This is a genomic window from Streptacidiphilus neutrinimicus (assembly GCF_000787815.1).
GTDB lineage: Bacteria > Actinomycetota > Actinomycetes > Streptomycetales > Streptomycetaceae > Streptacidiphilus > Streptacidiphilus neutrinimicus.
Genome location: NZ_BBPO01000025.1, coordinates 1 through 12,700, shown reverse-complemented (window position 1 = coordinate 12,700; position 12,700 = coordinate 1). Strand labels below are relative to the sequence as shown.

Here is a 12,700-nt window from a genome sequence, read left to right as displayed (position 1 = left end):
CCGGGGAGTGGGAGGCGGGGTGTCAGCCCTTCATCGCGCCGGCGGTGAGTCCGGCCATGATGTTGCGCTGGAAGAAAAGGAAGAACACGATGGTCGGCACGCTGGCGATGGCGAGCGCGGCGACGAAGACGTTCTCGGGGACGCCGACGTGGAGCTGGTTGATCCCGACGTTGACCGTCTGCGCGGAGGTGTCGGTGAGCACCAGCAGTGGCCACAGGAAGTCCTTCCAGACTCCGACCACGGCGAAGATGGAGACGACGCCGAGGATCGGCCGGGACATCGGCAGCACGACCGACCACAGGGTGCGCAGCGGCCCTGCGCCGTCGATCGCCGCGGCGGCCAACAGCTCGGTGGGGATGGAGTCGAAGAAGCGCTTCAGCAGGAAGATGTTGAAAGCGTTGGCGACGGAGGGCAGCCAGATCGCCCAGGGGGTGTTGAGCAGGCTCCAGTGGGTGAACGGCAGGTCGTTGGCGGTCAGGTAGGCGGGGAGGACGATGACGGTCGTCGGGATCATCAGCGTCGCCAGCATCGCGAAGAGCACACCGTTGCCGAAGACCGGTCGCAGCTTGGACAGCGCGTAGGCGGCGGCCACGTCGAAGACCAGCTGGAAGGCCAGCGCGCCGAAGGCGTAGAGGGTGGTGTTCAAGATCAGCCGGCCCAGGTCCAGGTCGCGCCAGGCGGTCGCGTAGTTCGTGACCGACGGGGAGGTCGGCAGCAGCGAGGGCGGTGTCTGGATGATCTGCTGAGGAGTCTTCAGCCCACCGCTGACCATCCAGTACAGCGGGAAGAGGAAGGCGAGGGCGAACAGCGCGACCAGGACCCAGAACACCGTCCAGTAGGCGGCCCGGCCGAACGGGCGGGCCAGCTGGGCCTGGGAGATGAGGGTACGCGTCGGGGTGACGGAAGCGGACATCGGGCCTACTCCTGCTCGGCGCGGCGGCTCAGCCACAGGTAGCCGCCGGCGAAGGCGATCAGGACGAGGAGCAGCAGCACGCCGAGCGCGGCGCCGCTGCCGTAGTTGTTGTAGTTGAACGCGTACTGGTAGATCAGGTAGACGACGCTGGTGGTGTCGTTGGCGGAGCCGGTGATGACGTAGGGCTCCAGGAAGACCTGCATGGTGCCGACGATCTGGAGCAGCAGCATCATCGAGAGGATCAGCCGGGTCTGCGGCACCGTCACGTGCCAGACCCGGCGCAGCAGTCCGGCCCCGTCGAGTTCGGCGGCCTCGTAGAGCTCGCCGGGGATGCCCTGGAGGGAGGCGAGGTAGACCAGCACGGTGCCGCCCATGTTGATCCAGGTGGAGAAGAGGACCAGGCAGAGCACGGCGAGGGTGTGCGAGGACTGCAGCCACTGCACGCTCGGGAGGCCGACGGCGTGCAGGGCGGCGTTGAACAGGCCGGTGTCGTCCGGGGTGTAGAACCACTTCCACAGGAACGCGGCGGCCACCGGAGGCATCATGACGGGCAGGTAGACCAGCAGCCGGAAGTAGGACCGGGCGTGCCGGATCTCGTTCAGCACGACCGCGAGGGCGAACGGCACGGCGTAGCCGACGACGACGGCGAACAGGGTGAACAGGCCGGTGGTGCGCCAGGCGCTCCAGAAGTCCGGGTCGTGCAGGACGCGTTGGTAGTTGCGCAGCCCCACCCACTTGGTCTCCCCCGCGAAGTTGGTGTACTGGAAGCTCATGACCACCTCGCGGATCATGGGGTACCAGGAGAACACCGCGAAACAGAGGATCGCGCCGGCCAGGAACAGGTAGGCGGTGGCGTTGCGCCGCAGTCGGCGGCGCAGGCCGCCGCGCCGGGCGGGTTCGGCGGCCCGCAGGTCGCGGGCTACCGCTCGGGTCAGGTTGATCGTCGCCATCTCGGGTGGGGCTCTCGTCTCGTCCGGACGGTTACTGCTGGGCGTTGGCCAGGATGGTGTTCGCGGCGGCCTTGAAGGTGTCCAGGAGCTTCTGCGGGTCCGCGTTCGGGTCGGTCAGCACGGAGTTCATGGCCTTGTCGCCCTGCGCGTAGAGCGCCTGTGCCTGCGGGGGCTCGACCAGCAGCTTCATGGTCGGCAGGGCGGCGACGTAGGCGGAGAAGTTCTGCACCGGCAGGTTGGCGTACTTGGCCATCGCGGCGGCGTCGGCGGAGGCGGTCGCGCCGGTCCACAGGTCCGGCTCGGGCAGGCCGACGGGCTCCTTCTGCTGGGCACGGCGCGGGTAGTTGAAGTTCAGGCCCTGGCCGGAGGTGAGGAACTCGTAGTTGACCCACTTGATGCCGGCCTGGATCTGGGCCGGGGTGTCCTTCTTGTTGAACATGTAGCCGTCGCCGCCGACCAGGGTGGCCTGCTCGCCGGGCATCGGGCCGACGGCCATGGTGTCGTAGGGGACGTTGTACTGGTCGTGGATGGTGGTCAGGGTGACCGGGTCGCCCACGTACATGCCGAGCTTGCCCGAAGCCATCATCTGGAGCAGGTCGTTGTACTGCAGGCCCTGCTTGGTGCCCATGACGTTGTCAGTGAACCGCAGCTTGTGCAGGAACTGCAGCACCGCCAGGCCGTTGGCGTCGTCGAAGTTCGCGGACTTGCCGTCGGGGGTGACCATGGTGCCGCCGCGGGAGTAGAGCTCGGCGGTGAAGTGCCAGCCACCGGTGTTCGCGGCACTGTAGTCGGCGTAGCCGACGTCGCCGCCGCCCAGCTTGGTGATGGCGATGGCGTCGGCCTCGACCTCGTCCCAGGTGGTCGGCGGCTTGTTCGGGTCCAGGCCGGCCTTCTGGAAGAGGGTCTTGCTGTAGACCAGACCGAGGCTGTAGTTGCCCTTCGGGATGCCGTAGAGGTCGCCGGAGGTGCTGCCGCCCTGACGGTAGATGTTCGTCAGGGCGGGCTGGATGTCCGACAGGCCGTGGATCTGGCTCGCGTACCGCTGGATGTCGGCGGCCTGGCCGGAGGCGACGACGTTGGCTCCGTCGGTGAAGTAGGTGTAGAAGACGTCGTCCATCTTGCCGCTCGCCAGCTTGGCGTTGAAGGTGGCCGGGTCGTCGCAGGGGTTGGTGTCGTCGCCCTTGACGGTGATGTTCGGGTTGAGCTTCTCGAACGCGGCGACGTCGGCGATCCAGTTGGCGCGGGGCCCGGCCTGGGTGGTGGGCGGCATGCAACCGACGGTGATGGTCACCTTGCCGTTCGCGTCGGCGCTGCCGGCGCCGCCGGAGCTCGCGCAGGCGGTGGCGGTGAGCGCGAGGCCGGTCGCGAGGGCGACGGCCGCGGCGGCGCGGAGGCTGGTGGCGGTCTGCGGTCCTGCGGCTCTGGTTCCGGTCATCTTCGGTCCCTGGAGGTGAGAACGGGTGCGGGGATCACCCGATGGATGGTGGGCGTTGAGGCTGGTCAGGGCCGCACCCAGGGGGCTGGGTGGCGGTCTCGGCCCGGCGTGCAGGACAAGCTACGGGCGGCGTGAGAGCGCCCGCAACAGGGAAACCGATATGCGCAAAACCTGGACGTACTGCCGTAAGTGAGTGTCGTTCGGACGTCATCGGCTGTAGAGAATCAGGCATCGGCTGTGGCACGCTGCCCGCATGACGCGCAGACTCGCCGAGGTGGCACGCAAGGTGGGGGTCAGCGAGGCCACCGTCAGCCGGGTGCTCAACGGCAGGTCCGGGGTCTCGGACGCCACCCGGCAGACCGTGCTGACCGCACTGGACGTCCTCGGCTACGAGCGGCCCACTCAACTGCGGGGCGTGCGCGCCCGACTGGTCGGCCTGGTGCTGCCGGAGCTGCAGAACCCCATCTTCCCCGCCCTGGCGGAAACGGTCGGTGGCGCGCTGGTGCAGCTCGGCTTCACCCCGGTCCTGTGCACACGCTCCGCAGGCGGTCTGACCGAGGCGGAGTACGTGACCATGCTGCTGGACCAGCAGGTGTCCGGCGTCGTGTTCTGCGGGGGCCTCAGTTCGGAGGAGCACCGCCAACTGCTGGAGCGCGGCGTACCGGTCGTGCTGCTGAACGCCGCCGTCGACCACCCCGGCTTCCCACAGGTCGCCACGGACGACGCGGCCGCGGTCGAACAGGCCTTCACGCACCTGCACGCGCTGGGCCACCGCCGTATCGGCCTGCTGGTCGGCCCACCCGAGCACGCGCCGTCCGCGCACAAGGCGCAGACGTTCCGCACCCTCGCCGCCGCCCGGGGCCTGGGCTCCGCCCAGTTGGTCGCCCATGCGCTCTTCTCCTTCGAGGGCGGCCAAGCCGCGGCTGCGGACCTGATCCGCGCGGGTGCGACCGCGGTGGTGTGCGGCAGCGACATCCTCGCCCTCGGCGCGATCCGCGCGGCCCGCCGGGCCGGCCTGCACGTGCCCCGTGACTTCTCCGCCGTCGGCTTCGACGACTCCGCTTTCATGAACTACACCGACCCGCCGCTGACGACGCTGCGTCAGCCGATCGACGCCATGGCCCGCGCCGCGGTGCAGCTGCTGGTCAATCAGATCGACGGCAACGCACCGACCCCCCGGCGGCTGCTGCACGAACCGGAGCTGGTGGTGCGCGGATCGACCGGGCCGCACCTTGCCGCATCGGTCTAGAACGGGCGGAAATCCCTCAGCAAGGCGGCGTCTTTCCCTGCTGACTATTTTCAGGTCGTACACGGACACCTGACCGCCCGACGCGGCCAAACGCCCTGCTGGGCCCGGCTCGCAAACAGCGACGGCCAGGTGGACGCAGTGGCGGTCCCTGAATTGCGGCGTGCGCGCGATTCATTGTGCGCACCCCGCCCCAGGGCTACGGTGCCGTGCGGTCACCTCCTCCCCCCCACCCGTCAGGAGCGACATGTCCGTCCCTCCCCCGGGGGTTTCGCGCGCCCGCGCGCTGCCCCTCGCCGTGCTCAGCGTGATCGCCCTGCTGCTGACCCTCGCCGTCGCCTGGAGCGCCGCCCCGGCGGCGCATGCGGCCGCCACCGTCTACGAGGCGGAGAACGCCGCCCTGTCGGGTGGGGCCGTGGTCGCCTCCGACCACACCGGCTACACCGGCACCGGCTTCGTCGCCGGCTACACCGACACGGACAAGGGCGCCGCAGACACCGTCTTCACCGTCACCGCCGCCACCTCCGGGGCGTACACGTCCACCCTGCGCTACGCCAACGGCACCGGGTCGACGATGACGTTGTCCGTGTACGTCAACGGCGGCAGGACCGGGCAGATCTCCCTGCCCGGTACCGCCGACTGGAACACCTGGGGCACGGTCGCCACGCCGGTGAGCCTCACCTCCGGCAGCGACACCATCGCCTACAAGTTCGACTCCACCGACAGCGGCAACGTCAACCTCGACAACATCAGCGTCGACGCCGTCCCGCCGCCCCCGCCGGGCCAGTACGAGGCGGAGAACGCCGCCCTGTCGGGCGGGGCCGTGGTCGCCTCCGACCACACCGGCTACACCGGCACGGGCTTCGTCGCCGGCTACACCGACACGGACAAGGGCACCGCAGACACCGTCTTCACCGTCACCGCCGCAGCGACCGGCCCGACGCCGGTGACCCTGCGCTACGCCAACGGCAACGGCTCCGCCAAGACGCTCTCCGTCTACGTCAACGGCACCAAGGTCCAGCAGGACTCGCTCGCCGCGACCGCCGACTGGAACACCTGGACCACCCAGACCGACACGCTGACCCTCACCTCCGGCAGCGACACCATCGGGTACAAGTTCGACTCGACCGACACCGGGAACGTCAACCTCGACGACATCACGGTCGGCACGGCGTCCGGGAGCCCCTCGCCCAGCCCCACTCCGACGAACAGCAGCGGCGGTGGCGGGAACGCGCAGACCTACCAGGCTGACGCCGCGTTCGCGACCGGCGGGCCGGCGCTCGCGACCTCCCTGGCCGGATACACCGGCAGCGGCTACCTGACCGGGTTCGCCGCGACCGGCGCCGTCGCCGACTTCACCACGGACGTGCCCAGCGCGGGCAGCTACCCGCTCGCCCTCGCCTACGCCAACTCCACCGGCACGGCGCAGACCGTCTCGCTCTACCTCAACGGCGTGCGCAGCGGCCGGATCAGCCTGCCCGCAGGCAGCGGATGGCTCAGCTCCACCCAGAACGTGACGCTCCGTTCGGGCCTGAACCTGATCGGCTACCACACCGACCCGGGCGACAGCGGCAACATCGCGATCAACAGCGTCGCCCTCACCGGCGGCGTCGCGCTCGCCACCCAGGGCGCGACCGTGCCCTACACCGAGTACGCCGCCTCCTCCGCCCAGACCAACGGCACCGTGCTGCCCTACAGCACCAGCTACCCGAGCCTGCAGGCCGAGGCGACGGGCCGTCAGGCCGTGCAGCTCACCAGCACCGGACAGTACGTCCAGTTCACGCTGACCGAGCCCGCCAACGCCGTCGTGCTGCGCTACTCCATCCCCGACAACTCCGACGGCTCGACCGCGACCGCCCCCCTCGCGCTCTACGCCAACGGCGCCAAGCTGCAGGACCTCAGCCTGACCAGCCAGTACTCCTGGCTCTACGGCGGCGGCTACTACGACACCCACTCCCCGAGCAGCGGCGTCGCGCACCACTTCTACGACGAGACGCGCGCACTGATCGGCAACTGGCCCGCGGGCACCGTCCTCAAGCTCCAGAAGGACGCCGCCGACTCTGCCGCCTCCTACACCGTCGACGTCCTGGACGCGGAGCAGGTCGACCCCGCATTCACCATGCCGGCCACCGGCTACACCTCCGTCACCAACTACGGCGTCACCCCCAACAGCGGCGCCGACGACACCAGTGCCCTCAACAACGCACTCAGCGCGCTGACCGGCAGCGGAACCGGCTTGTGGTTCCCGCCCGGCACCTACCTGATCTCGGGCCGGATCAACTTCGCCAACGTCGCCCTGCGCGGCGCCGGCGAGTGGTACACCACGATCCAGTCCACGGCCCCCAACGGCGCCGGCGGCCTCTTCGCCACCGGCGGCACCAACCAGGTCGCGGACCTGAGCATCACCGGCGACCAGACCTTCCGCAACAACGACTCCGGCGCCGCCGGCATCGAGGGGACCTTCGCCTCCGGATCGCTCATCGACGACGTGTGGATCGAGCACACCAAGGTCGGCATCTGGGCCGCCCCCGGCAACGGCCTGCACGTGGTGGACACCCGGGTGCGCGACGTCTTCGCGGACGGCATCCACGTCCACGGCGGCAGCACCGGCACACGGGTGGACCAGACCGAGGTCCGCAACACCGGCGACGACGAACTGGCCCTCGACACCGAGGGCGGAAACGTCACCGGCTGCTCACTGAGCAACGACACCGTCAGCAGCCCGATCCAGGCCAACGGCATCGGCGTCTACGGCGGCGGCAACAACGCCGTCTCCGACAACCTCGTTTCCGACACCGTCGCCTTCGGCTCGGGCATCACCGTCAGCACCGCCTTCGGCGGCGGCTTCACCGGACCGACAACGGTCAGCGGCAACGCTCTGGTCCGGGCAGGGTCGTACAACTCCAACTGGGGCTCTTCGCTCGGCGCCCTGTGGATCTACGCCAGCACCACCGACATCACCCAGCCCGTGACCATCACGAACAACACCGTCACCCGCGCCACCTATCAAGGGGTTCTGCTCAGCTACGGCAAGCAGATCAGCAACCTCACCCTCGACCACCTGACGATCACCGGCGCCGGCACCTACGGCATCGACATCTCCAATGTCACCGGCAGCATGACCGCGAACTACGTCACCGTCACCGGCGCCGCATCCGGCGGCCTCAACAACCCCGGCGGCTACACCGTCAACCGCGGCCCCGGCGACAGCGGCTTCTGACCCCGCCACCCCGCCCGGCCCGGCCTTCAGCGGCCGGGCCGGGCGGGGCGCGCTGCCGGGCCAGGGGCCCCCGGTTGCCTCGGCGGGCCTCTGGAGCAGGCAACTCCGGTGCCCGCGGCGACGGCGGCGACTCGGGCCCCGCGGCGACCAGCCGGGGAGGCCGGCCGGCGCGCGCAGCTGACGCAGGTGCTGATGCTCGTTCGCGACGGCCTCACCGACGGCGCCGATCACTGCGCCACCCGCTCCTCCCTCGACGGCACGTCGCCCTGAGCGCCGGGCGTCAGGCCCCGGCCGGGCCCGTCGTACTGTCGATGTTCTCCTCCACCCAGGTGCGCAGCAGGTTGAGCGGGACGGCGGCGCTCTTGCCCAGCGCGGTGAGCGCGTACTCGACGTGGAGCGGCACCGCCGGGTAGACCGTGCGGTCGAGGAGGCCGAAGTCCTCCAGTCGGCGCAGGGTCTGGGTGAGCACCTTGGGGCTGACGCCCTGAAGCCTGCGCTGGAGTTCGCCGAAGCGCTGCGGGCCGTCCTCCAGGGCGCCGATGGCCAAGGCGGACCACTTGTTGGCCAGCAGGTCGAGCAGGGCCCGGCAGGGGCACTGCGCGGCGTAGACGTCGTGGTGCGCGTGTTGGCCGCTGGGGCAGCTGGTCGCCATGGATGTGCTCCTCACCTGGATGCTTCCCATAGGGAAGTAGTTCCCCTTGCGGGTAACTACGCCCTCGCCCGTAGCTTCATTCCCGTCAGCGCGGAGGCCGGAGAAGGGCCCTCCGCACCATGCGACGGCGAGGGATGAGCCATGTCCGCACAGAAGCAGAAGACGATGCGCGCGGTGGTCCAGGACGCGTTCGGAGGTCCGGAGGTGCTCCGGGTCCGGGAGGTGCCGCGGCCCGAGCCGCTGCCGACCGAGGTGCTGGTGCGCGTCCACGCCGCCGGGGTGAACCCGGTGGACTGGAAGACCAGGGCGGGCAGCGGCATGGCCGGGGTGCTCGGACAGCCCCCGTTCGTCCTGGGCTGGGACGTCTCCGGCGTGGTCGAGGCGGTCGGCTTCGGCGTCACCACCCTCTCGGTGGGCGACGAGGTCTACGGCATGCCCTGGTTCCCGCGTGCGGCGGGCGGCTATGCCGAGTACGTCACCGCGCCCGCCCGCCAGTTCGCCCGCAAGCCGGCGACGATCGATCACGATCACGCCGCAGCGGTTCCGCTCGCGGCGCTCACCGCGTGGCAGGCGCTGGTGGACACCGCCGACGTCCGGGCCGGACAGCGGGTGCTGGTCCACGCCGCCGCGGGCGGCGTGGGGCACCTGGCGGTCCAGTTCGCCAAGCACCTGGGCGCGCACGTCGTCGCCACGGCCAGTGCGGGTCGCCACGCATGGCTCAAGGAGCTCGGCGCCGACGAGGTGATCGACTACACCGCCGTCCGCTTCGAGGACGTCGCACGCGCCGTCGACGTCGTCGTCGACCTGGTCGGCGACACCCACGACAAGACCGCCCTGCGCTCCCTGGCCGTCCTGCGACCGGACGGCCTGCTGGTGGCCGTCCCCGCTGGCGTCTCCCCCGAACTAGCCGACACCGCATCAGCCATGGGCGTCCGCGTCACCCCGTTCCTGGTCGAGCCCGACGGCCCCGCGCTCACCCGGATCGCGGAGCTGATCGACGCGGGCGAGGTCGCGATCGAGGTGGAGGAGGTCTTCCCGCTGGAGCAGGCGGCCCAGGCCCACGCGCACGGCGAGAACGGCCGCACCCGCGGCAAGCTCGTCCTTCGCACCACCCCCGTCACGTGACTGCGCCATCCGCCGCCAGCCGCGTCAGCCTCCACGGCCGCCGGTCGCGACGCTGTCGCGGCCGCCGACGCCGTCCGGGCGGGGCGGGGCGGGCGATTCGTCGTCGTCACCGCTGCCCGAACCGCGAAACGCCCACACACGTCATTCGAGGTTCACCAAAGTTTCATTGCGTAGACTTGCTTGCGTGCCCCCCTTCCCGAGCCTCCTCACCTCCGTTGCCGAAACCCTCCGCGATGCTGGCCTGCCCGTGGCCGATCATCACAGCAGCCAACTCGGGGCCGTGGTGTCGAACCGGGCACACGGCGTGACCGTGTCCTGGAGTGGCAACGCCGGTGACGCGGCGATCGATGCGAGTGCCGCCCCGGCGCTCGCCCACGGCGGCGCCTCGGTCCGCTCCCGAAGCTTCCGACTCACCCTGCGCATCGCCGCCCTCCTGGCCGAGGCCGGCTACCACTGCGAGCACACGGGCGACCGGGTCCTCGTGGGCCATCCCACCATCTGATCGGGGACGCCCACGCCCCAGCAGGGCTCGACACCGCGATTCCCAGGCTGCTTTCCCAGCTCCTTTGCGGGGGCCAAGTGGTTCCGACTGCGACGTGCCCTTCGGTTGCGTCCGCGGCTCCGAGCACCGTGCTGGACGCCGCACACACGCGTGTCCTGCGGCTCCCGGTTCGGGAGCCGCAGGACAGGGGCGGCCTCGGCTTCATTCACGCGGACGGCTCGCGTGAACGCGCTGGATGATCAGGGGTTGACCAGTGTCCAGTAGGCGTTGACCTCGGACCAGTTCGTCCAGCCGCTGCCGACGCTCTGGCTGTATCCCAGGTGACCGCCGCTACCGAGAGCGAAGGTGGTGTCCTGGGCGGTGTCCGGGTCGTAGACCGCGGTCGGGTCGGCCTGGAAGTTGTTCCAGTAGGCGTTGGCCTCTGACCAGTTCGACCAGCTCGCGCCGTCGTTGCCGCTCTGCGTGTAACCGATCCGTCCGTCGCCGCCGCGGGCGAGCAGCGAGACCGTCTTCGTGCTCGCGTTGTAGACCGGACGCGGGTCGCCCTTGAAGCCGTTCCAGTAGGCGTTGACCTCCGACCAGTTCGACCAGCTCGCGCCGTCGTTGCCGCTCTGCGTGTAACCGATCCGTCCGTCGCCACCGCGCGCGAACAGCGTGATCTTCTTGGTGTCGGGGTTGAGGAGCACGTGCGGGTCGCCCTGGAAGTTGTTCCAGTAGGCGTTGACCTCCGACCAGTTCGACCAGCTCGCGCCGTCGTTCGCGCTCTGCGTGTAGCCGATCCGTCCGTCGCCGCCACGCGCGAAGACGGTGATCTGCTTCGTGTAGGGGTTGTAGATCGCGTGCGGGTCACTGGCGAAGTTGTTCCAGTAGGCGTTGACCTCTGACCAGTTCGACCAGCTCGCGCCGGCGTTGCTGCTCTGGGTGTAGCCGATCCGTCCGTCGCCGCCACGCGCGAACACCGTGATCTTCTTGGTGTCGGGGTTGTAGACGGCCGAGGCGTCGCCCTTGAAGTTGCTCCAGTAGGCGTTCATCTGGGTCCAGTTCGACCAGCTGGCGCCGCTGTTGTTGCTGGTGCTGATGCCCATGGCGCCGTTGGCCGAGCCGCGGGCGAAGAGCAGGGTCGTCTTGGCGTCCGGGTCGTACAGGGCGTCCGGCGTGCCCTGCAGCGTCCAGTACGCGTTGGCCTCGGCCCAGTTGCTCCAGCTGGCCCCGCCGTTCGTGCTCTTGGTGAAGCCGAGGTGGCCGCCGGACCCGACGCCGAACAGGGTCATCGTCTTGGAGTCGGGGTTGTACACCGAGTAGGTGCTGTCCGTGGTGTTGCCGCTGTTGATGGTGACGGGGGTGGTGTCGACGTTCTTGTAGCGCAGGCCGACGTAGCCGCTGGTCGGCCAGCCCTCCAGGCTGGAGTTGTTGATGTTGGCGGCGGTCGGGCCGTGCGTGGGGTCGCTCGGGTTGCTCTCCGCGTAGTAGGTGAAGTCGCCGGTGGCCTTGTTGGTCCAGTTGTCGAACAGCCATATGTGGTCGTGGGGGTAGGCCATCGCGTCACCCTGCTGCAGGTTGGTGAACGCGCCGATCCCGGTGTCGTAGGTGGTGTTGGGGCTGCCGTCGGAGTTGGTGAAGGACGGGCCGCCGTCGGTGACGACGAGACTGGTGCCCAGGTGCCAGGCCATGGACACGAACCCGGAGCAGTCCTCGCGGTAGGTCGTGCCCTCGGGGTCGGCGGCGTAGGCGCCCTGGTTGTAGGGGACCGAGTTGGCGACCCAGAACTGGGCCCGGGACATCATCTCGCCCGGGCTGATCGCGCCTCCCACGGAGCTGGTGGCGGAGGCGCTGGTCGAGGCGACCAGACCGGTGACGGTCGTGGCGGCGGTCAGTGCGGTCACAGCGGCGAGGGAAGCGAGGGCGCTGCGCTTGGTGCGGGCCATTGCGGCTCCTTCAACGGTGGTGGGTCGGGAACGTACGCGGTGGTGCGGGAGCTGAGCTGCGGGGTCGCGCGGGAACTGCGGTCTATCGGGCGGTGCGCAGGTGGGCGGCCAGGGTGGCCAGCACCGTCTGGTCGCCGGTCGGCGTGGCGGACTCGGTCTGGCCGGCGGAGGCGAGGTCCGTGTACTGCAGGACCGTCAGTTCGTCGCCGTACTGGACGAGGTAGACGTGATGGATCTGCTCTCCCGGGGCCGACATGCCGGGGACGGCGTTCCACTGGTACTGCCAGGCGGTGGCGTCGGTGCCGGCGGCGGTGCGGGCGACGGTCGCGTCGGGGCGCAGGCCGTGCTGGGTCTGTAGGGCGCGCAGCGGGGTCTGGCAGTTCTGAAGGCCGTTGTCGGCCTGCTGGAGGGCCCGAGCGGCGTCGGCGGGATTGGCGTAGGTGAAGGTGTCCTGGATGGCGGGGGTGTTCGCGGCGCTGGCCCAGCCCTGCTGGAGCCACGCGGTGGCGCCGGTGGTGTCCGCACACTCGTCGAGGCCGATGCGGTGGGCGGCCGGACGCGATGTCGGCGCGCCGATCGGCTTCCACAATGCCTTGGCCTCGTCGGGCAGTTGGGCGGCGGCCAGGGGGGCGGCGGGGCGCGCGGCGGCGCTCGTCGTCGGGTGGGCCGCGGCGGCGGATGCGGCCGCGGGCGGGCTCGGAGCGGCAGCCCTGCTCGCCGCGCCGGTGGGCG

The 12,700-nt window shown here is 70.1% G+C and carries 10 protein-coding genes; 4 read left to right on the top strand and 6 right to left on the bottom strand.

Features of this window, described 5'->3' with window-relative positions:
* Window positions 1–22: 22 nt before the first annotated feature.
* From TR48_RS17590 to TR48_RS17580, 3 genes are read right to left on the bottom strand one after another with little or no spacing between them, the layout of a single operon-like run.
* Entirely contained in the window at window positions 23–913 is an 891-nt protein-coding gene (locus TR48_RS17590; RefSeq protein WP_042368213.1) for a carbohydrate ABC transporter permease, read from the bottom strand.
* Window positions 914–918: 5 nt separating this feature from the next.
* Window positions 919–1,863 (bottom strand): carbohydrate ABC transporter permease, encoded by a 945-nt coding sequence (locus TR48_RS17585; RefSeq protein ID WP_042368211.1) that lies wholly within the window; start codon window positions 1,861–1,863, stop codon window positions 919–921.
* Between the two features lie 31 nt (window positions 1,864–1,894).
* Complete coding sequence (locus tag TR48_RS17580) at window positions 1,895–3,298, bottom strand: ABC transporter substrate-binding protein (protein ID WP_042368209.1); 1,404 nt, start codon at window positions 3,296–3,298, stop codon at window positions 1,895–1,897.
* A 253-nt stretch (window positions 3,299–3,551) separates the two neighbouring features.
* Here TR48_RS17580 and TR48_RS17575 point away from each other — a divergent pair, with 253 nt between their 5' ends.
* Together TR48_RS17575 and TR48_RS17570 are read left to right on the top strand one after the other, a co-directional pair.
* Complete coding sequence (locus tag TR48_RS17575) at window positions 3,552–4,547, top strand: LacI family DNA-binding transcriptional regulator (RefSeq protein ID WP_042368208.1); 996 nt, start codon at window positions 3,552–3,554, stop codon at window positions 4,545–4,547.
* A 244-nt stretch (window positions 4,548–4,791) separates the two neighbouring features.
* The gene (locus TR48_RS17570; protein WP_084729516.1) at window positions 4,792–7,764 is read left to right on the top strand and encodes a carbohydrate-binding protein; all 2,973 of its coding nucleotides are present in this window, start codon (window positions 4,792–4,794) and stop codon (window positions 7,762–7,764) included.
* 280 nt (window positions 7,765–8,044) lie between these two features.
* Here TR48_RS17570 and TR48_RS17565 read toward each other — a convergent pair whose 3' ends face one another.
* Window positions 8,045–8,416, bottom strand: coding sequence for a winged helix-turn-helix transcriptional regulator (locus TR48_RS17565; protein ID WP_042368206.1), 372 nt, complete (start codon window positions 8,414–8,416; stop codon window positions 8,045–8,047).
* 141 nt (window positions 8,417–8,557) lie between these two features.
* Between TR48_RS17565 and TR48_RS17560 the strand changes: the two genes are divergently transcribed.
* The gene (locus tag TR48_RS17560) at window positions 8,558–9,541 is read left to right on the top strand and encodes an NADP-dependent oxidoreductase (protein WP_236652196.1); all 984 of its coding nucleotides are present in this window, start codon (window positions 8,558–8,560) and stop codon (window positions 9,539–9,541) included.
* A 247-nt stretch (window positions 9,542–9,788) separates the two neighbouring features.
* Window positions 9,789–10,043 carry a hypothetical protein gene (locus TR48_RS17555; RefSeq protein ID WP_152628020.1) on the top strand — a complete coding sequence of 85 codons (255 nt, stop codon included), beginning with the start codon at window positions 9,789–9,791 and terminating at the stop codon, window positions 10,041–10,043.
* 239 nt (window positions 10,044–10,282) lie between these two features.
* On the opposite strand, the gene TR48_RS43335 is transcribed toward TR48_RS17555, so the two are convergent.
* Complete coding sequence (locus tag TR48_RS43335; RefSeq protein ID WP_052442741.1) at window positions 10,283–11,968, bottom strand: DUF8189 domain-containing protein; 1,686 nt, start codon at window positions 11,966–11,968, stop codon at window positions 10,283–10,285.
* 82 nt (window positions 11,969–12,050) lie between these two features.
* The coding region (locus TR48_RS44715; RefSeq protein WP_042368202.1) for a hypothetical protein at window positions 12,051–12,700 on the bottom strand (650 nt) is incomplete at its 5' end.